Below are 19,721 nucleotides of genomic sequence, written 5' to 3'. Positions count from 1 at the left end.
AATTAATTAACAATGAGCCAAAGAATTAGGATCAAATTGAAATCTTACGATTACAACCTGGTAGACAAATCTGCCGAGAAAATCGTAAAAACAGTAAAGCCAACAGGCGCTGTAGTTAGCGGACCACTTCCGTTACCAACCGAAAAGAAAATCTTCACCGTATTACGTTCACCACACGTAAACAAAAAAGCACGTGAGCAATTCCAACTTTGCTCATACAAGCGCTTATTAGACATTTACAGCTCTAACTCAAAAACTGTAGATGCCCTGATGAAGCTTGAATTGCCAAGCGGTGTTGAGGTTGAGATCAAAGTTTGATAGACGACCGGCCCACTGAAAGGTGTGGGATCAAAAAATAAAAAGACCATTTGCATACGCGGATGGTCTTTTTTGGTTTATAAATTTTACATTTAGTTATGCGAAGTTTCCTTTTTTTATTGGCAATTATGCTATTAAGTTTTAGCTGCTCAACACAGCGTAAAATACACAAAATGGCAAAAACTGTTGATAAATGTAAAGCAAAGTGGCAATACTTCAAATTAACCCAACCCATAAAAGGACTAGTTATATTACATACAAAGGGATATTGCGGATATGTTCATATACATGCCAACACCATAATCATTGTTAATAAAACCGATACAATCCGCATAGGCGGTCCGTGTTATACTCAAAATACTGTCCCTTCCGATTCTGTACTTGTAAGTCCCTATGAAACCGATGGAGTAACAGGAGCAATTGGCGATCTCAAATACGATTGTACAATCAAGAAAACATGTTATGGTATAATTGCTAAAATCAAATAATAAAGCGATGAAAGCTGACACAACAAATATAATAGGTAAAGAAAATAAAGCCCAGGCATCGTCTCCTGATGCCAAGCAGCTTGACTATAAATCAGATGAGATTTTACCATTGTGGGTTTTGGAAAGGATTGCTAAAAGTCAGACAGATATTGCCGAAGGGCGAACTGTTTGTTTCCTGGAATTTAAAAAGCGATTATCTATCACATAAACTTTCTGATTTTTGAAATTACCCGGGTTCAGAAAAACTCCGAAATTGAACATCTCAAATTCAAAATAAATATTACCCGCCCTGTCCTATTTAGCCATTTCCATTTGATATAGAGGTGTAATTCATATATTTATTAACCTTTAAAATTTAAAAAGATGGACGAATTCGTTTTAATTTTCAGGCACGAGGACGGCACCAAAGTGGCTTCTCCCGAACAGATCCAAATCTGGATGAAACAAACTATGGACTGGATTGGCGGCATAGCTGCTCAAAACAAATTTGTGAGTGGCACTGGTTTGCCTTTTGCCGATGCCAAAATTGTAGGTCACGGTGGCGTAGTTACCAACGGTCCTTTTGGCGAGATCAAAGAAACGATCGGCGGCTTAATCACTGTAAAAGCCGAATCTGTTGAAGAAGCTGTGGAGTTTGCCAAAGGCTGCCCTGTTTTGCAGGGCGATGGTAATACCGTTGAAGTACGGAAGGTTGCCAAAAATGACGGGGTGCATTAAGAATAATTTTATAAATCATGTCATTGCGGGGAGCAGCTCGGGCAAAAGAGTATCCGGCGCAACGTGGCAATCCCGTAGTTATGCCTGCGAGATATGCAAAGCGGCGAAGCACAGCTACGAGATTGCCGCGCTATCACTCGCAATGACATTTTTCCATTTGCCCCATGCAAAACCCCGAAATCATTCCCCATCTATTCCGCACCGAGTACCGCAAAATAGTATCGGTGCTGTGCCGCCGCTTTGGGTTTGATCAGATGGAAACTGCCGAAGACATCGCCAGCGATACCTTCCTTACCGCAGCCCAGGCCTGGAGTTATAAAGGCATCCCGCCTAACCCAACCGCCTGGCTTTATAGCGTAGCCAAAAACAAGGCGAAAAATCATTTACAACGTAATAGCATTTTTGAAAACAAAATATCCACGGAAATTCAAACCGCGGAGACCTATGAACCGGAAATCGATCTTTCGCTCCAAAACATCACCGACAGCCAGTTGCAAATGATGTTTGCAATCTGTCATCCTGCTATCCCTCCCGAGGCACAGATCGGACTTTCGTTACGCATACTTTGCGGTTTCGGAATTGATGAAGTAGCCGAAGCATTCCTGACCAATAAAGAAACCATTAACAAACGCCTGTTCAGGGCTAAGGAAAAAATCCGCAATGAAAAAATAGAAATCCAAATGCCTGGTCCGGCTGAAATTGATAACCGGCTCGAAAACGTGCTCACCACTATTTATCTGTTGTTTAGCGAGGGTTATTATTCTGTTAGTGATAACCAGGTTCTGCGTAAAGACCTTTGCTTTGAGGCCATGCGCCTTTGCCACATGCTTATTGAAAACGAAGGCACCAACAAACCGCCGGTTAACGCATTGCTTTCGCTCATGTATTTTCATGCCTCGAGGTTTGAAGCCCGCACAGATCAAAACGGCGGACTAATTTTATATGAAGATCAGGACACCAACCTCTGGAACTATGACCTTATAGCCAAAGGTGCCTTTTATTTAAACCTAGCCACCACCGGCACTCAATTATCAAAATATCACATTGAAGCCAGTATAGCCTATTGGCATACCCAAAAAACCGATTCCAAACAAAAATGGGAAAACATATTGCAGCTTTATAATCGCCTGCTGCAAATAGCCTACTCACCTATAGCGGCACTCAACCGCACCTTTGCGCTTGCCAGAGCCAACAGCCCCGAAGAAGCCATTAGTGAGGCAGAAAAATTGAAACTCACCGGAAACCAGTTTTACTATACCCTGCTTGGCGAACTATACACCGGCATTGACAATGAACGGGCAAAACTAAACTTTGAGCAAGCACTAACGCTGATAAAAACGCCTGCTGATAACACCCTTATTCAAAGCAAAATAGATAAACTTCAGAATTAACACCAGCCCAGATCAGCAAAAAACGACCGATAAACAAAATTTAAACCTATTTCATTTCCTTTATAAATCGCTTCGCTCCCCTGTTTAAATATTTTTCTGATTCGCTGTAAGGTTTGATAGTCCGCCCCGACAAAGGAGGAAAAACCAAACATCAAGTTTAACACAATCATGAAAAAATTATTCAATTTATTCTTAGCTACTGTATTTGTTGTAAGCATGGCTTCGGCACAAAGCCAGACAAACGTTCGTAAAAAGCAGTTCAATTTAGATAAAACAGACTTGGCGCTCGAAGGCTATGATCCTGTAGCTTACTTCACTCAGCAAAAAGCCGTAGAGGGCAAAAAAGAAATCTCCCTTGCAAACGATGGCGTTATTTATTACTTCGCTTCCACTCAGGACAGGGACTTATTTAAAGTCGATCCTGCTAAATACGAACCACAATACGGCGGCTGGTGCGCTTATGCCATGGGCGCTAAAGGCGAAAAAGTAGAGATAGATCCCAAGACCTTCAAACTCGTTAATAACAAGCTGTACCTGTTTTACAACAAGTTTTTTAATAATACAAAAAAATCCTGGGATAAGGACGAGGCTAACCTCAAAACCAAAGCCGATGCCAACTGGGCTAAAACCATCCGATAAACAGCTTTTAATAATCAATTATAAATCAATCTAAAATCAAAAAAATGAAACGTTTATTAATTATCGCGGCACTCGCATTTGTTACCGCAGTTCAAACCTATGCCCAGCAATCAGAAATATTTGCTCCGGGCGGCAAGGCTATTAAAGGCTATGATCCGGTTGCATTTTTCAAAGAATCGAAACCGGTAAAAGGCTCAGACAAATTTCAATACAAATGGAAAGAAGCTACCTGGCTCTTCTCCAGCAATGAAAACCTCGAAGCGTTTAAAGCCGACCCTGAAAAGTATGCCCCACAGTACGGCGGTTACTGCGCTTATGGCACTTCACAAGGTCACAAAGCCCCTACCCAAACTGATACCTGGACGGTACTGAACGATAAGCTTTATTTCAACTACAACGATAAGGTAAAAGAACTGTGGACCAAAGACCAGGCAAACCTCATTAAAGTGGCCGATGAAAAATGGCCCGAGGTAAAGGGGCAAAAGTAAAAGCAATTCAAAATCCCTTCTTGAGAGGCGGCGCGAAGGCAAGGTGCGACGGAAGGGGGGTGTTTATGCAGTACGCTTTTCAAGGCTGCCCCCCTCCGCCCCTCTCAAGAGGGGAATCATGCAAGCCCATGCTTTCAAGAAACACCACCAAACAATATGAAAACCACACACAACAAACCCATAGTGTTAATCACCGCCGGCCCCACCCGCGAAGCTATCGATCCGGTACGTTTCATTAGCAACCATTCGTCGGGCAAAATGGGTTATGCCATTGCCGGGGCTTTTTTAGATCAGGGCTTTGAGGTGATTTTAGTTTCGGGGCCGGTAAATATCAGTTTATCTCACAGCAGCCTCAGAGTTATCCATGTTGATTCGGCTGATGAAATGTATGCGGCCTGTCAACAATATTTCCCCGTAGCCCGGATAGCAATCTTCGCCGCAGCAGTGGCCGATTATAAACCGGCACAGATATACGCTCAAAAAATGAAAAAATCGACCCAGGAGTTTAGCCTGCAAATGGTTAAAAATGTCGACATCGCCTTTGAGTTCGGTAAGATCAAGCGCAAGGATCAGGTATCAATCGGCTTCGCTCTTGAAACTAACGATGAGGAGCAAAACGCGCTCAAAAAACTATACAGTAAAAATCTCGATTTGGTGGTGCTCAATTCTGTACAGGACGAAGGCGCAACATTTGGGTACGACACAAACAAGATCACGGTCATCAACCGCGATTTCCTGTTCCAGGCATACCCGCTTAAAAGCAAAGCAGAGGTAGCCCGGGATATTGTTATGGCCGCCATCAAAGTGAGCCAAAGACTGCAAGCGCCTGTACAAGCATAAATATTTTCAGCAAACACACCACTCAATATCATGACTTACACACAATTTAACATACTTGTTTGGGCCCTGCGCCTTGTAGCAGCCATCATCATGTTACAAACCTTGTTCTTCAAATTCACCGCTGCCCCCGAGTCGGTTTACATATTTACCAAACTGGGTATGGAACCCTGGGGCAGGATTGGCATTGGCAGCATGGAACTGGTAGCCGCCATACTGATCATTATCCCCCGCACTACCGGCATAGGCGCTTTGATAGCTGTAGGGTTAATGGCCGGTGCCATATTTTTTCATCTTACCAAACTGGGAATCGTAGTACAGGGCGATGGCGGTCAGCTTTTTATACTGGCAACTATCGTGTTCGCAACATCAGCCATACTGCTTTACATTTTCAGGAAAGAGGTTTTAAACCTCATCCCTCTTCTTCATTAATAAAATTAAAAACCACTGCTAATAATTAGCATCATGCAATTGAAAGAACCTATCTCCAACCTGCTGGAGCAGCTACAATATGTAATTGACGAATTAAGTCCTTTACAATACACCCAACCGGTAAAACTGCTGTCGCAATCAAGTATCGGCCAGCATACCCGTCATATTCTTGAGTTCTTTATTGAATTGAATAAAGGTTACGAAACCGGCATGGTTGATTATGATAAACGCGTCCGCAATAAAGCCATTGAAGCTGATAAAGATTTCGCCGTCACAACCATTCGCCAGGTAGAAGCAAACGTTCAAAAGCCTGATAAACAATTATTGCTACAAGCCGAATACGGCGAAGGCGAAGCACATTCGGCACAGGTATTTTCAAATTACTACCGCGAGCTGGTTTATAACCTGGAACATACCGTTCATCATATGGCCCTGATCCGTATTGGCGTAAACGCGGTATCGGATGTGGTTATTCCTGATGAATTTGGCGTTGCCGCGTCAACACTTAAGTACCGTAAGGCATGTGCACAGTAACCTATATCCCTACAAAAAGCGGGTTCCAGCTTACCTCCAACCGCGATGAAAACGTTAACCGCAAGCAGGCCATAGCACCACGCAAATATCAAAATGGCAATTACACCCTATTGTACCCAAAAGACGCCGACCGCAACGGCAGCTGGATAGCCACCAAAAACAATGGCGACACTGTTGTATTGTTAAATGGAGCTTTTGTAAAACATACGGCCGTACCTCCCTATAAAACCAGCCGTGGGCTGGTACTAATGGATATTATCAATGCACAGAACCCTTTCCTTTTTTATCAGGACATTGATCTTATAGCTGTTGAGCCCTTCACTTTAGTGCTTTATGCACAAGGCAGTTTATATGAGTGCCGCTGGGACGGCGAGCGGAAACATATTAAATTGCTGGATGGCAAGGACGCACATATCTGGTCGTCGGCTACTTTGTATGATGAGGTGGCAGCCGCCAAACGTGTCAATTGGTTTAATAACTGGTGTAAATCAGCCAATCCGGATCAGGTGGAAGATATCATGTATTTTCATCACCATGCTGGCGAAGGTGATGATACCGACGCATTGGTAATAAACCGTAGCGGTAAAATGAAAACGGTAAGTGTTACCAACATCAACGTCAGTCTGCAAAACATTACCATGACCTATCATGATTTGAGAGATGGCAATGAATATGTGCATGATCTTGCTATAGAAGCTGATAGCAACAGACCTGTTGTATTGCCCCGTTTTTTTGGCTTAAGAAGATTTTTAATCAGGCTTTTTAATTGGGAATACTGGTCGCTCAATATGTTTTACGCACCTGTTATGTTTTATTGGTTCTGGTTGAGTTTTAAGGCTCGTTCATTTTTCTTTTTCAGCACGGCTAATCCACTGATCGAAAATGGTGGTTTTACATTGGAAAGCAAAGCCAGTATTTATAACCTCATCCCCCAACAATATTATCCAAAAACCATCCTCTTTAAAACAAAAACAGACTTTAGGCAGATCAAATCGGTCATAAAGGATAAAAATTTCGACTTCCCCTTAATCGCCAAACCGGATATTGGAGGCAGGGGTGTACAGGTCAAACTGGTGCATAACGAAGTAGAATTGCTGGAATATACCCAACAAATCAGGGTTGATTTCCTGGTGCAGGAATATATTAAGTACAAAAGCGAAGTAGGCATATTTTACTACCGCTTACCGGGCGAAGCCAAAGGCCAGGTAACCGGTATAGTTGGCAAGGAGTTTTTAGCCCTAACCGGCGATGGCAAACATACCATGATGGAGCTCATTATCAAAGAGCCCCGCTACCTGCTGCAACTGCCTGTATTGATAGACACCTATGGTGATGAACTGAAACAGGTTTTACCTATTGGCAAATCAAAAACGCTGGTGCCTTATGGTAACCATGCCCGGGGTGCTAAATTCATTGACCTTAGTCATCTTATTACCGATGAATTGACGGATGCGATAGATGACATATGCCGCCAGATCCCCGGATTTTATTTTGGCCGGCTGGATGTAATGTATAACACCTGGGATGAGCTATGCCGCGGCAAAAATCTATCCATCATAGAACTGAACGGTGCCGGCAGCGAACCAACTCATATTTACGATCCCAAACATTCAATATTCTTCGCCTGGTACGAGATCATCAGGCATTGGAAGCTCCTTTATCGCGTAAGCAAACTTAATAAACAACAAAAAAGCATTAATTACATGACTCATAAGCAAGGCATTACCATGCTTAAAAATAACACCGAATACTTAAAGCTGGTATCGTGACCATGACAAAGCAATTAAAACTATTTTGGGTGGCATTCAGCATTAGTTTTGTTGGTGCGCTGCCCATTGGTACATTAAATACCAGCATAGCCAACTTCGCCCTCAACAATGATGTTGCGGGGGCTGCCTGGTTTGCCTTTGCCGCTATTTTGGTTGAGGTAGTGATCGTTCGCATTGGCCTTGTGGTGGTTGACCACCTGGTTCGTTTAAAAAAACTGTTCAAAATATTAAGTATAGTATTTTGCATCGCTATACTCATGCTGGCCTATAAAACCCTCTGGGCCGCGTTCCACATGCACAATTTCCGGGATGTACTGCCCTTTGCAAGGATAAACCCTTTTTATTCGGGTTTATTGCTAAGCTTGCTCAACCCGCTTCATTTACCTTTTTGGATGGGCTGGACAGCCGTTTTAAAAAACCGCAAAGTGTTAAGCAATGAAACCCGCGATTACAATATTTTTATAATTGCCATTGGCACAGGAACACTGCTCTCTTTTATTATCTATGGTGTTGTGGGTAATTACCTCATGAATATACTTAAAGCACAGCATAACCTCATCAATTGGATATTAGGATTAACTCTATTAATGACAGGCCTGGTACAGGCCTATAAACTCATTGCAGCACAAATACAACTAAATAGAAATCAAATGAAAAAATCAGCTCAAATATTATTGGTGTTTTTGGCTCCTTTGGTAATTGGCCTTGCATCATGCACCCCCAGGTACAAACCAAGACTTAGCTCACAGCAGGGTATCAATTTTAAAACTATTTCTCTTGCAGATGCGCAGGCATTGGCCAAAGCCGAAAACAAACCGCTGTTTGTATTTGCCCATGCGTCATGGTGCCCAACCTGTAAACAAATGGAGCAGGAAGTATTGATTAAACAAGAATTAGGTAAAGCTTATAACCCAAGTTTAGTTAATGTAGCTATTGATATAGATAGCGGGGACGGTAAAAAGTTAAAGGAGCAATATCCTATTAGGGCCACTCCTACCCTGTTCTTTTTCAACGCCGATGGTTCGCTGGCCAAAAAGCTGGAAGGTTTTACTACTGCCGATTTTTTGTTGGCGGAGAAAGGGACGTTGACAAAGCAATAGGCTCTTCTAAATCTTCCCGGAAGGACTACTTTAAGAAACTTTTTCAACCCTCTCCAATGGAGAGGGTTGGGTGAGGCCATTGATTATTCAATTACTTAGGCAATCCATCCAAAAAGCCCAGCACATCCAGGCCTATTTCTCTGGCATGTGTTTCCAACGCAAAGTGGCCTGTATTATAAAATTTAACGGTAGCATTGGGGTTATCTCGTTTGTAGGCTTCGGCTCCGGCAGGTAAAAAGAAAGGATCTTTGTTACCCCAGACAGCTAAGAGCTTTGGTTTATATTCGCGGAAATAAGCCTGGAATTTAGGATATAAAGCCACGTTGGTACGGTAATCAAGCATCAGGTCAAGCTGGATCTCCACGTTTCCCGGGCGATCGAGGAAGTGCTGGTCTAAGCCGTATGACTCAGGGGCTATCAGCGACGGATCGGATACGCCTTCAAAGTATTGAAATTTAGTTACTTTTTCGGTTACGAAGTCCTGCAATGCATCCCTGTTTTCCTGGGTTGGGTATTGCCAATATTTTTGAATAGGATTCCAGCCTGTGCTCAGGCCTTCTTCGTATGCATTACCATTTTGAGATATGATGCCGGTTATTTTTTCGGGGTTAGCTACAGCCAGCCTTAAACCGGTAGGGGCACCATAATCAAATATATAAATGGCAAAACGTTTAAGCCCAAGTTCATCAATAAACGATTGCATGGTATTAGCCAGGTTATCAAAAGTATATTGAAATTGGGTATGATCGGGCGCGTCAGAATATCCAAAACCGGGCAGGTCGGGCGCCAGTACATGATACTTTGTGCTTAACGTCGGGATCAGGTTCCTGAACATGTGTGAAGATGTAGGATAGCCGTGCAATAACAATATTGTTGGGGCGTCTTCAGGCCCTGCTTCGCGATAAAAAATATTTAAGCCCCTGGCTTTGATATTACGGTAATGAATTTGATTTTTTTCCATGGTTTGAATTTTTAAAGTTGAATTCGGTTTTGATTGTGCATTGGCCCCGTTGGTAATTACAGTAGCTATAATTGCGCTTAGTATGAGATTTTTAGTTTTCATTTTTGTGTTTGATGAGTCAAAATTAATATCGACATTTGATTATTAAAAACGATTAATAACGATATATAAAATCATAAATAACGATTTATGAATACTAACGATCTGAAGATTTTTGAAGCAGTAGCTACCAACGGAAGTTTTACTAAAGCGGCCGAAGCGATGTTTACCGTACAGTCTAACGTTACGGCACGTATTAAAAACCTGGAAGAAGAGTTTGGTGCCGATTTGTTTACCCGCACATCGCGCAAAGTAACGCTAACCAGTGCCGGCGAAACACTGTTGCAATACAGCAAGCGGATAGATCACTTAGTGCATGAAGCCAAACAGGACATTAAAAAATTCAGCCGGGTAAGCGGCAGCCTTAAAATAGGATGCATTGAGACCACCATGGCTTTTAAAGTACCGGATATCCTCACCCGCTTTACCGATACTTATCCCGATGTCGACCTGGAATTTAGGTCGCAAATGCGCAGTGACCTCATTAGCGATGTAATCAATTACAAACTCGATGCAGCCTTTGTATCAGCCCCTATCAACTCGCCCGAACTGGAACAGGTACATATCAAAGAAGAACAACTGGTGATCCTCGCCCCCGCACAAGGCCTGGAACTTAAAGAATTCCTTATTACCTCGCCACTCAAGATCATTGTGTTTGACCAAGGCTGCGTATTTCGGGCCCGATTAGAAGCATGGTTAAATTCAAAAGGTATTATCCAATATAAAAGTATTGTACTGAACTCACTGGAAGGGATCATTAACTTTGTGGAAGCGGGTTTGGGGATCAGCATCCTTCCTGCCGAACTGATTGAGCAATACTACGCAGGCCGCAAACTAAAAACACATACCTTAAACAAAGAACTGGGCACTATGTCTACGGTGCTCATCTATCGTAAAAACATTCCTCAATCAAGACCTTTGAAGGCTTTTGTAGAAATGTATTGAGCAGTGCTGTGGTCCTGGCATAAACCCGGAGAGCATTTTATTCACTCAGCGCCGGGTTCCTCACTATCCCTGCAAATAGTATCAGCCCGGTTTTCATTTCCCGTATTGCAAAAATGAAAGGTTTATTAAAAACATGAGTCGGTGGAGCTGCCGTAGTCACTATGCCAACAGATGTTACTGCCGCGGCTTCGGTACCGTCTTCATTCACATCAATATAAGCTTTGTGTTTCACCTCGGATATACTAAGGCCACCACCCGCGTTAATGCGACTAAAATCAGCCATATCGCTAAAGGCAATGCTCATCCCTAATGATTTTAAAATATCATTCAGCGTAATGTCATAGCTAAATTTAAACCTGGGCATGGTAATATCCGATTTGCCGGCGGTGAGTTTACCCATCAGTAAATTCCATTTACTTGAATCGAGGCCCTGTGCAAAGCTTTTTATATCTCCATCAGGCATCATCAATATCATGCTGTATTTACTGTTGCTATAAGGCAGTTCAACCACGTTTGTACCGTTATAATACGCGCTTTTAAGTTCAGCATGGCTATTGGTCATAAAATCAGCTTGTACAGTGCCTCCATTTGACAAACTAAATGGCGCCTTGAAAGTTGCTTTTGCATCAAAACGGGTTTTCCATATGCTTTTAAAATAAATGGCATTGATGAGGTACATCCGGGCCCCATCCGAAATTTTATCGAGGATCTTTGGAATCTTGCTGTTAGTTTGCTGGCTTACCCAATCATTAATAGTAGTTAGGGATGCTGATTCATTGCTAAAATCGAGGGTTTTCACCTCGGCATTATAAAAATCGGTATTGATTTTCAGGAATGCCGGCAGCACCGTAAAATTATGAGCGTACCAAATGGAATTGGCTATTTTAAGCGTAGTATTTGGATCGAGATCGGGGAGGTTTGTGATGAGGTTATGATAGTAACTGTTAACCTGTTCTTCGGTAAAACTGCTAAACTCCATGGTTTTGCGGATATCTGTAAGGGTTTGCCCGCTGGCGCCATTACTGGTCATACTTATGGCAAAGCTTACGCTTAATGGCGAAATGATGACGTTTTTATCCGCGTCAAGGCTATTAACATTCGCGCTGAAAAGCTTTAAGGTAAAAGCATTACCAGGCCCAATCTGTTGCTGTTCGGTTGCGGAAAGCACCAGATCTTTACCCGGATCTTTATTAACTGGGCTGATACCTCCCTTTTTACAGGCGGTTATAGCTAAAATCCCAAAACAAAGTAAGGTTAGTTTGCGCATCATGGCTGATAGGTTTATAATTATATTACGCCTTGTAAATCATTTACGCTACAGCACGTTAAAAATATAACAGCCCCAAAAGCATAACAATTTTTTAACGCCTGTACTTTTAAAACACCGTAATTTAGTCCTTTAAAACATTTACTTATATCGATGCGAAATCTACTTAAAGCCGCAGCTTCTGTCCTCCTGATATCGGCAGGGCTAAATACCACCGCCCAAACCCGCAAAGCAGTCTTTATTATTGCTGATGGCATCCCAGCAGATGTTATTGAAAAATTGAATACACCTAACCTGAAACTGATAGCTAAACAGGGTACCTACCTTCGTGCGCATGTTGGCGGCGAAAAAGGTGGTTATTCGCAAACGCCAACCATATCTGCCAATGGCTACAACAGCTTACTTACAGCTACCTGGGTTAACAAACACAACGTTTGGGGCAACGACATCAAGGCTCCAAACTATAATTACTGGAATATATTCCGGATGTTTAAAAATGCTTATCCCAACAAAAAGACAGCCGTATTTAGCAGTTGGACAGATAACCGCACCAAGCTAATTGGGGACCGGTTATCCGCAGCAGGTAACATCCATCCTGATTTTGCTTATGATGGTTATGAACTGGATACGGTTAAATTTCCGCATGACAAGGCCGGGAACTATATGCACCTGATAGATGAGCAGGTAGCAGCAGCGGCAGCGGATTGTGTTAAAGATAAAGCTCCCGACCTTTCATGGGTATACCTGGAATATACCGACGATATGGGGCATAAATACGGCGATAGCCCGCAATATTATGATGCTATTGAAAAAATGGATGCACAGGTAGGCAAGATCTGGGCAGCAATACAATACCGGAAGCAACATTTTAAAGAAGACTGGCTGATTTTTATCACAACAGATCATGGCCGCGACGAAGCAACCGGTAAAAACCACGGTGGTCAAAGCACCCGCCAGCGCTCAACCTGGATGGTTACCAGTTACCGCCCGCTTAATAACTATGCTAAATTCTATACCCCGGGTATTGTTGATATAACGCCCTCTATCAATAGTTTTTTAAATGTAAAAGTACCCGAAGCACAACAACGTGAGATGGATGGGATCTCGCTTATCGGTCCGCTATCAGTGGCAGAGCCTGCCGCTAATTATGTGCAGGGCTCATTGGATATCACATGGAAAGCGCTTGACCCCAAAGGCAGTGTTAAGGTATGGGTAGCAGCCGATAATACTTTTAAAGAAGGTAAGGCCGATGATTATAAGCTGTTAGCTACTGTACCGGTTACTAATGAGCATGTGCTGGTTGATGTTAAAAATATGCCCTCTAAATTTTATAAGGTTGTTATTGAAGGATTGAATAATACAGCGAACAGATGGGTTGTACTTGATGAGAAGAAGTAACCTGGCTCATTATTTAGAAATTTTCATAACGCCTCCCTGCACTAAATGTAAGGAGGCGTTATTGCTTTGTATCTCTTGTAAAAACATCCCGGTTAAGCTTACTCAACCCAATCAGCTCAAAATACAAACTACTTTGTATTGTGTGCCCTCCCCGGTCTCCGTAAACTTGTGATATAAAAACAATCCAAATCACAATGAAAAAGCCACAATCATGTACCCCTGGTGTAACGCCTGCTAACAGCAGCACGTTAAATTTTATTATGACAAGCCCCGCAGCTCCGTTAATAAACCAGCCGTTTTATCCCAAAAACAAAAAATTACCGGTTGCTTTTTTGCAGGTAAATTGCATACATTAGATCATTGCCTGCTGGCGTTGATCTGTTCATCACAATCATCAAAACACACCTAATCCGTTTACTAAAATGATCTGTAAAACCAAAATATGGGCAATTATTTGCTGTGTTACCGGCGCATTTTGTTTGAGTACACAAACTGTTTATAGCCAAAACCAGTTTGAAAAGGAACTTACGCAAAAGATAGACAACTTTCTGGCTCCTGTTCCTCAAACCAACCAGCAAACAATATCAGCACAAAATGAGCTTTACCCAAGCGATGCCCCAGGCGGCATATTAATTCCATCGGGCTTTGGGGGATACGGCACCTATCTGTTTGGAGGCCTTGGCGCTACCTACCCTGAAGTGTACAGAGACAACAAAGCCGATCTGATCGCCTCTGCAGGGGCATGCGTTGGTAATCCTGTAAAAGCAATAAACTTTGCCGCCAGTTTAAACATGACGGATGTGCACAGGTTCAGGGATTTTTCAGGAAACTTCATAATAAGCCGTAAGCTATTTGCAGGTACAAGTATCTCGGCCGGGGCATTGCAGATGTTTGCCAATGCAAGGCAATCAGACGCTTCCGGCTCAACCTATTATCTTGCCGTAACCCATGCTATACAAACCATTAAATCATTAACCCCGGGCTGCTCAAGGCTTAGTTATACAATAGGCATAGGCAGTGGCCGGTTTTACGAAAAAAGCCCCAAAGATATTGCTGCCGGCAGAGGAAAACACGGTACGGCAGTATTTGGCAGCGTATCCTACGAACTTATACAGCATGTAAACGTAAATGCCGAATGGACCGGCATGAACCTCGGTATCTCGGCGGGGATCCGACCGCTCCCGGTGCCTTTAAGTTTAGCAGTAGGGGTTGCAAACCTTACCCGGTATACCAATAATAAAGCCAATATGGTATTCTCCATCGGTTACCCCCTCTCCCTAAACCGACGATAATTCTTTCTCAGCAAAAAATTAATTATTTCATTAAAACATATAAGATCTATGAAAAAGATAATCATAGCAGCATTAGTCGTGTCCGCAACTTTAGTTATAAGCATTAAGCAGACTTCTGCCCAAAGCAGAAACAATCAATCAGATTGGAATGTACCACCACCGCTACCTCCTTATACGCCACCACCACCGGTAATTCCGCCACCCACAGTGCCGCCACTACCTCCACCGCCGTATAAACCGGTAATACCAGTGCCACCGATTAAACCACCTAACATTCCGCCCACTCCGCCACCACCGGGACCGGGGCCACATATGCCACCGCCAACCCATATGCCGCCGCCTACTCATATGCCGCCGCCTACTCATATGCCGCCGCCTACGCATATGCCACCGCCAACGCATATGCCGCCACCGACCCATATGCCAAGCCATTAGTAAACAGTGATCTATATTTAGCTTTTTCAATCCAACAGGGGATAATATAAATCGATTAAAAAAATGAAAACACACCTCTTCAATATAAAAACGGCATTAATGGCTTTATTGCTGTTCACAGCCTGCTTCAGCAAAGCTCAACGCCGCGAACTTACGTTTAAGCAGGGCGATGAGTACAATAAAACAACCTATATAAGTGCGGCAAGTATATTGCAGCGGGGGAAGCAAACATTCAATATCAATACAACATCATCAATATCAAAAACCTATAAGGTTACAGGTATTACCCGTAGCGGGTTTGTTTTAACCGTTACCACAAGTCACATCAACGATACAATGGATGCCTTTGGTAAAAAAATGGAATACAGCTCAGACAGGCCTGCCGATACCAGCTCATATATCCAGATGGCATTGCAAAGTCTTATAGGCAAATCGGTAACGCTCAGCATCGATAAAAATGGGATCATAACCGATGTAAATGATCCGGATGAGCGATACGCTACCGACACGCTGTTATTATTCGCAGGTTTTAAACAGGATCAGTTTATAACCGGCACACGCTTAAACCTGGTTGCCGATAACTCGGAAGCATTAAAAACGGGTGCAAGCTGGGTGAGCAATATATCTTCGGGTAATGAGAAGATAAACACTACTTATACAGTAAGCCAATCAACACAGCCTGACAAGTATACTAACGTGATGCTTACCAGTACATCATCAGCACCTGAACAAAACAGTAATACGAATGGTGTACTTGTGGTTGATAATGCTTCAGACGTGATATTGGTTTCAACAGTAAAAACAGCTACGCTGAGTTACAAATTTGTCAATGACGCCACTTATTCATTTGGCCGGCGTACCGAAGTAGTGGAAAATTGTATAAAAATGAATTAATACGAACCGGGGAGATTCATTACAAAACGCACAGCTTTTACCGAAAGCTGTTACAAGATACATTAGTCCCGAACGTAGGGGTACAATAGGGCTATTGTTAAAAGAAGAGGCTATGCTGTTCAGTCATGCATATGCCTCTCTTTTATAATCCTATTTTTTTACCGTACTTAATGAAGTTTCATCCTTTTGGCTGTTGCCGGGTGCAGGTAATTATTATCACTCAGCCAGTCGGCCATGCGTTGGGGCCACGTGCTGATGCTTTGCAGCTTTGACCGGTACCCCATATTAAAGCCATGATCGCCCTGGGTATAAATATGTACCTCAACCGGTATTTTTGCTTCCCGGTAACGCTGCAATAGTTTTACTACCGATGGCGAGCAACAAACATCATCATTGGCGGCTAACAAAAACGCCGGCGGGGCGTCATAAGGTAGTTTATCGGGAATATAAAGAGGCCCCGGATAAATCTGGATCAAAAACGAGGGACGGGCATTTAACCTGTCGACAGGATCGGGAGCCCCGGGGTCACCTTTACCTTCGCCATAAGCAACCATATCAACCACCTCGCCGCCTGCCGAAAAACCCATCATCCCAATACGGTTTGTATCCAAGCCGTATTGAGTTGCTATGCTGCGTACCAGCCGCATGGCCCTATAGCCATCCTGTTTGGCGTGTACATCAATTTTGTATGGCGATAGTGTATCTCTGCCTAAACGATATTTCAGCACAAAAACCGTAACACCCAACGTATTAAGATATTTTGCAGGGTCAACACCCTCGGCAGTATACACCAGCAAGCGATGCCCGCCGCCGGGGCATATCACCACCGCGGCACCATTGGCTTTATCCTTCGGCGGCGCAAAAACAGTAAGTGATGGATTGTGAATATTTTTAACCCAATAGTCTTTAGCCTGTTCGGGCTCATTGCGGCGGTTTTCAAATCCCGGCGCTCCGTTTGGCCAAAGCGGTATAACAGTGCCCTGGGCCACACCCGAAAAAGGCAATACAAGGACCGCCAGGAATAGGTAAGTGCTTAGTTTTGTTTGCATAAAGTAAATATACTTCATAGCCGATGCTTTGATATTAAAACACTAAACTTTTTCGCGGGTAAATGGTTAAATTTGAATAGCATATAGTTTATGGATCATAGTTCATAGCAATTAGCTTATCTACAGAAAACAGGCATCACTATAATGCCCGTACTATGAACCATCATCCATGAACCATGAACAATTAATAAAATACTTATGGCAAATTTCCAGGAAATAATAGCATCAGAAACACCGGTGCTGGTCGATTTTTCGGCCGAATGGTGCGGGCCTTGTAAAATGATGCCGCCTATACTGCACGATGTTAAAACAGCGTTAGGTGATAAGGTAAAGATCATCAAAATAGATATTGACAAAAATCCTGCTGCAGCCAGTGCTTACCGCATACAAAGCGTACCAACCCTCATGATTTTTCAAAAAGGGCAAAGCAAATGGCGCCAAAGCGGCGTGGTGCAGGCCAGGCAGCTGCAACAGGTGGTTGAGCAGTTTTTGTAACCTCGCCCCAACCCTCTCCAAAGGAGAGGAAGTTTATAGAGTTTGATTTAAATATAACAACTTAAAAAAGTGCTCTCCTTTGGAGAGGATTGAGGAAAGGTTTAACATGGCAACTATCGAAAACATCCAGAACGCCTATATCGATTATGTGTTAACCGAAGGCGAACAGCCTAAATCGGTTTATATCTTCGCAAAACAAAATGAAATGAGCGAAGCCGAATTTTACCAGTTCTATGGCTCATTTGAAGCGGTTGAACAGGGCATTTGGGCTGGTTTTGCCACCAAAACACTGGCCGAGATCCGTGCCCAGGAAGTTTGGGAAGGCTATACGGCACGTGAAAAAGCTTTATCATTTTTTTACGGTTTTTTTGAGTTGTTGAAAAGCAGCCGCAGCTTCGCGGTTTACAGCATTAAAAAGCAGCCTAAAGGTTTTACTACGCCCAGGGTATTCAGCCCGCTGAAAGACCTTTTTGAGGCCTTTGCAGATGAGATTTTGAAGGAAGGAATTGAAAGCACCGAACTAAGCGATCGTAAATACTTCTCAAAAAAGTATAAAGACGCCTTATGGATCCAGTTTGTCTTCGTACTTAACTTTTGGATCAACGATAACTCGGTCGGCTTTGAGAAAACCGATGAGGCCATCGAAAAAGGCATTAATGTCACTTTTGATCTTTTTCAACGCTCACCTATCGACAACCTTTTTGAATACGGTAAGTTTTTGGTGCAAAATGGCGGGATAAAGGATAAGATGGGATTTTAAAACTATGGCAGATGAAACTCCGGGAGCCACTCCCGAACAAAATAGCATACCTATTACCAAAGTACAGCGGTCGGCCAAATTTGTAAAAACAGGTATTAAAATTGGCGGCAACTATATTAAGCATTACTCCAAAAAGCTATTCAACCCTGATCTGGATAAATCGGAGTTGAACGAGGATAATGCCGCTGATATCTATCAATCATTAAGTGAGCTTAAAGGTAGCGCGCTCAAGGTAGCGCAAATGCTCAGCATGGATAAAAACCTGCTGCCGCAAGCTTATGTTGATAAGTTTACCCAATCGCAATATAATGCTCCGCCGCTTTCCGGACCTCTTATTGTGCAAACATTCAGGAAGTATTTTGGCAAAAACCCCGATCAGATTTTTGATAAGTTCAATATCCGATCAACCAATGCAGCTTCGATAGGCCAGGTTCACCAGGCCGAGCTAAATGGCAAAAAGCTTGCAGTTAAGATCCAGTACCCTGGTGTAGGCGATTCTATCTCGTCTGACCTGAAACTTGTTAAGCCTTTTGCCTTCAGGATGCTGGGCATGAGCGAGAAGGAACTGGATGTTTACATGAAAGAGGTTGAAGAACGCCTGCTCGAGGAAACCGATTACGAGCTTGAAGTTCGCCGGTCTGTTGAGTTTTCCAATGCCTGTGCCAATCTTAATAATGTTGTTTTCCCTAAATATTACCCTGAGCTAAGCAGCAAGCGTATCATTACGATGGACTGGCTGGAAGGCAAACACCTGAAAGAGTTTTTGGCCACCAATCCATCGCAGGATCTTCGCAACCAGATAGGTCAGGCTTTGTGGGATTTTTACAACTTTCAACAACATGAGCTCCGCGCCGTACATGCCGACCCGCATCCCGGTAATTTTATGATCACGCCAGAAGGCAAACTTGGGGTTATTGACTTTGGCTGCATTAAGGAAATGCCGGAGGACTTTTATTATCCGTTCTTTTCGCTTACATCAACCAATTTACTGGATAACAAGGAAGAAACCATCAAGGCATTCCGCCAGCTGGATATGATCCATAAAGGAGATACCCCGGCGCAGATCGAGTTTTATTATACCCAGTATAAGGAAATGATAAGCCTGTTTGCCCAACCATATATTACCGATACATTTGATTTTGGCCAGACCGAATTTTTTGATCAGTTATACGGTTTTGGCGAGCGCATATCAAAAATGCCGGAATTTAAACAAGCCCGAGGCGTTAAACATTTTATCTACGTAAACCGCACCAATTTTGGGTTGTATAATATTTTACATGAGCTAAAGGCAAAAGTTAAAACGGATACTTTTAAACCGCATGTGGTATTGGAATATTAAGCACTTGGCAGTTTTGAGTTCACAATGGACAGCACGCATTTGCCTTTCAAATTGAAATTCAATTATATTTGGAT

23 protein-coding genes are annotated in these 19,721 nt (G+C 43.0%); 20 read left to right on the top strand and 3 right to left on the bottom strand.

The annotated features are described in order from the left end of the window. Positions 1-12: 12 nt before the first annotated feature. From rpsJ to BLS28_RS20725, 12 genes are all read left to right on the top strand, one after another. Positions 13-318 (top strand): 30S ribosomal protein S10, encoded by a 306-nt coding sequence (gene rpsJ / locus BLS28_RS20780; RefSeq protein ID WP_022830652.1) that lies wholly within the window; start codon positions 13-15, stop codon positions 316-318. Between the two features lie 173 nt (positions 319-491). After that, a complete protein-coding gene (locus BLS28_RS20775; protein WP_143020833.1) occupies positions 492-806 on the top strand; it encodes a hypothetical protein in 315 nt (104 codons plus the stop codon). Positions 807-813: 7 nt separating this feature from the next. Next, complete coding sequence (locus tag BLS28_RS20770) at positions 814-1,014, top strand: hypothetical protein (protein WP_091171951.1); 201 nt, start codon at positions 814-816, stop codon at positions 1,012-1,014. A gap of 155 nt (positions 1,015-1,169) precedes the next feature. Then, a complete protein-coding gene (locus BLS28_RS20765; RefSeq protein WP_091171949.1) occupies positions 1,170-1,523 on the top strand; it encodes a YciI family protein in 354 nt (117 codons plus the stop codon). Positions 1,524-1,687: 164 nt separating this feature from the next. After that, positions 1,688-2,914, top strand: coding sequence for an RNA polymerase sigma factor (locus BLS28_RS20760; RefSeq protein ID WP_091171947.1), 1,227 nt, complete (start codon positions 1,688-1,690; stop codon positions 2,912-2,914). 168 nt (positions 2,915-3,082) lie between these two features. Next, positions 3,083-3,553 (top strand): YHS domain-containing (seleno)protein, encoded by a 471-nt coding sequence (locus tag BLS28_RS20755; protein ID WP_091171945.1) that lies wholly within the window; start codon positions 3,083-3,085, stop codon positions 3,551-3,553. 44 nt (positions 3,554-3,597) lie between these two features. Then, complete coding sequence (locus BLS28_RS20750) at positions 3,598-4,041, top strand: YHS domain-containing (seleno)protein (protein WP_091171942.1); 444 nt, start codon at positions 3,598-3,600, stop codon at positions 4,039-4,041. A 156-nt stretch (positions 4,042-4,197) separates the two neighbouring features. After that, entirely contained in the window at positions 4,198-4,881 is a 684-nt protein-coding gene (locus BLS28_RS20745) for a phosphopantothenoylcysteine decarboxylase domain-containing protein (RefSeq protein WP_091171940.1), read from the top strand. 30 nt (positions 4,882-4,911) lie between these two features. Then, positions 4,912-5,310, top strand: coding sequence for a DoxX family protein (locus BLS28_RS20740; RefSeq protein ID WP_091171939.1), 399 nt, complete (start codon positions 4,912-4,914; stop codon positions 5,308-5,310). A gap of 33 nt (positions 5,311-5,343) precedes the next feature. After that, positions 5,344-5,844 carry a hypothetical protein gene (locus tag BLS28_RS20735; RefSeq protein WP_091171936.1) on the top strand — a complete coding sequence of 167 codons (501 nt, stop codon included), beginning with the start codon at positions 5,344-5,346 and terminating at the stop codon, positions 5,842-5,844. Next, on the top strand, positions 5,832-7,613 hold the full coding sequence (locus BLS28_RS20730; RefSeq protein WP_091171935.1) for an NRDE family protein: 1,782 nt from the start codon (positions 5,832-5,834) through the stop codon (positions 7,611-7,613). Before BLS28_RS20735 ends, BLS28_RS20730 begins: the two co-directional genes overlap by 13 nt. Before the next feature lie 2 nt (positions 7,614-7,615). Continuing rightward, complete coding sequence (locus BLS28_RS20725; RefSeq protein ID WP_091171932.1) at positions 7,616-8,713, top strand: thioredoxin family protein; 1,098 nt, start codon at positions 7,616-7,618, stop codon at positions 8,711-8,713. Positions 8,714-8,804: 91 nt separating this feature from the next. Here BLS28_RS20725 and BLS28_RS20720 read toward each other — a convergent pair whose 3' ends face one another. Continuing rightward, positions 8,805-9,776: an alpha/beta fold hydrolase gene (locus tag BLS28_RS20720; RefSeq protein ID WP_091171930.1), complete on the bottom strand. Its 972-nt coding sequence runs from the start codon at positions 9,774-9,776 to the stop codon at positions 8,805-8,807. An 87-nt stretch (positions 9,777-9,863) separates the two neighbouring features. On the opposite strand from BLS28_RS20720, the gene BLS28_RS20715 reads away from it, so the two are divergent. After that, positions 9,864-10,718, top strand: coding sequence for a LysR family transcriptional regulator (locus BLS28_RS20715; protein ID WP_091171928.1), 855 nt, complete (start codon positions 9,864-9,866; stop codon positions 10,716-10,718). Between the two features lie 37 nt (positions 10,719-10,755). Here BLS28_RS20715 and BLS28_RS20710 read toward each other — a convergent pair whose 3' ends face one another. Further along, complete coding sequence (locus tag BLS28_RS20710) at positions 10,756-11,988, bottom strand: serpin family protein (RefSeq protein WP_091171926.1); 1,233 nt, start codon at positions 11,986-11,988, stop codon at positions 10,756-10,758. Positions 11,989-12,138: 150 nt separating this feature from the next. On the opposite strand from BLS28_RS20710, the gene BLS28_RS20705 reads away from it, so the two are divergent. The 4 genes from BLS28_RS20705 to BLS28_RS20695 all read left to right on the top strand — a co-directional run bounded on the left by BLS28_RS20705 (position 12,139) and on the right by BLS28_RS20695 (position 16,004). Continuing rightward, a complete protein-coding gene (locus tag BLS28_RS20705; protein ID WP_091171924.1) occupies positions 12,139-13,383 on the top strand; it encodes an alkaline phosphatase family protein in 1,245 nt (414 codons plus the stop codon). 422 nt (positions 13,384-13,805) lie between these two features. Then, the gene (locus BLS28_RS20700) at positions 13,806-14,675 is read left to right on the top strand and encodes a hypothetical protein (protein WP_091171922.1); all 870 of its coding nucleotides are present in this window, start codon (positions 13,806-13,808) and stop codon (positions 14,673-14,675) included. A gap of 48 nt (positions 14,676-14,723) precedes the next feature. Next, positions 14,724-15,110 (top strand): hypothetical protein, encoded by a 387-nt coding sequence (locus BLS28_RS30590; RefSeq protein ID WP_129568159.1) that lies wholly within the window; start codon positions 14,724-14,726, stop codon positions 15,108-15,110. A 63-nt stretch (positions 15,111-15,173) separates the two neighbouring features. After that, the gene (locus BLS28_RS20695) at positions 15,174-16,004 is read left to right on the top strand and encodes a DUF6263 family protein (RefSeq protein ID WP_091171920.1); all 831 of its coding nucleotides are present in this window, start codon (positions 15,174-15,176) and stop codon (positions 16,002-16,004) included. A gap of 167 nt (positions 16,005-16,171) precedes the next feature. Here the strand turns inward: BLS28_RS20695 and BLS28_RS20690 are convergent, their stop codons facing one another. Further along, complete coding sequence (locus tag BLS28_RS20690; protein ID WP_091172007.1) at positions 16,172-17,053, bottom strand: alpha/beta hydrolase; 882 nt, start codon at positions 17,051-17,053, stop codon at positions 16,172-16,174. Positions 17,054-17,251: 198 nt separating this feature from the next. Here BLS28_RS20690 and trxA point away from each other — a divergent pair, with 198 nt between their 5' ends. The 3 genes from trxA (at position 17,252) to BLS28_RS20675 (ending at position 19,647) form a co-directional block, all read left to right on the top strand. Next, positions 17,252-17,548, top strand: a complete 297-nt coding sequence (trxA, locus tag BLS28_RS20685) for a thioredoxin (protein ID WP_090530271.1) — start codon at positions 17,252-17,254, stop codon at positions 17,546-17,548. Between the two features lie 106 nt (positions 17,549-17,654). Next, positions 17,655-18,308: a TetR family transcriptional regulator C-terminal domain-containing protein gene (locus BLS28_RS20680; protein ID WP_091171918.1), complete on the top strand. Its 654-nt coding sequence runs from the start codon at positions 17,655-17,657 to the stop codon at positions 18,306-18,308. A 4-nt stretch (positions 18,309-18,312) separates the two neighbouring features. After that, on the top strand, positions 18,313-19,647 hold the full coding sequence (locus BLS28_RS20675; RefSeq protein ID WP_091171916.1) for an ABC1 kinase family protein: 1,335 nt from the start codon (positions 18,313-18,315) through the stop codon (positions 19,645-19,647). The last annotated feature ends 74 nt before the right edge of the window (positions 19,648-19,721 follow it).

Origin of the sequence: Mucilaginibacter gossypii (genome assembly GCF_900100945.1) — a bacterium.
In the GTDB taxonomy this organism is placed as follows: domain Bacteria; phylum Bacteroidota; class Bacteroidia; order Sphingobacteriales; family Sphingobacteriaceae; genus Mucilaginibacter; species Mucilaginibacter gossypii.
This window is presented reverse-complemented; position numbering and strand designations above follow the sequence as displayed.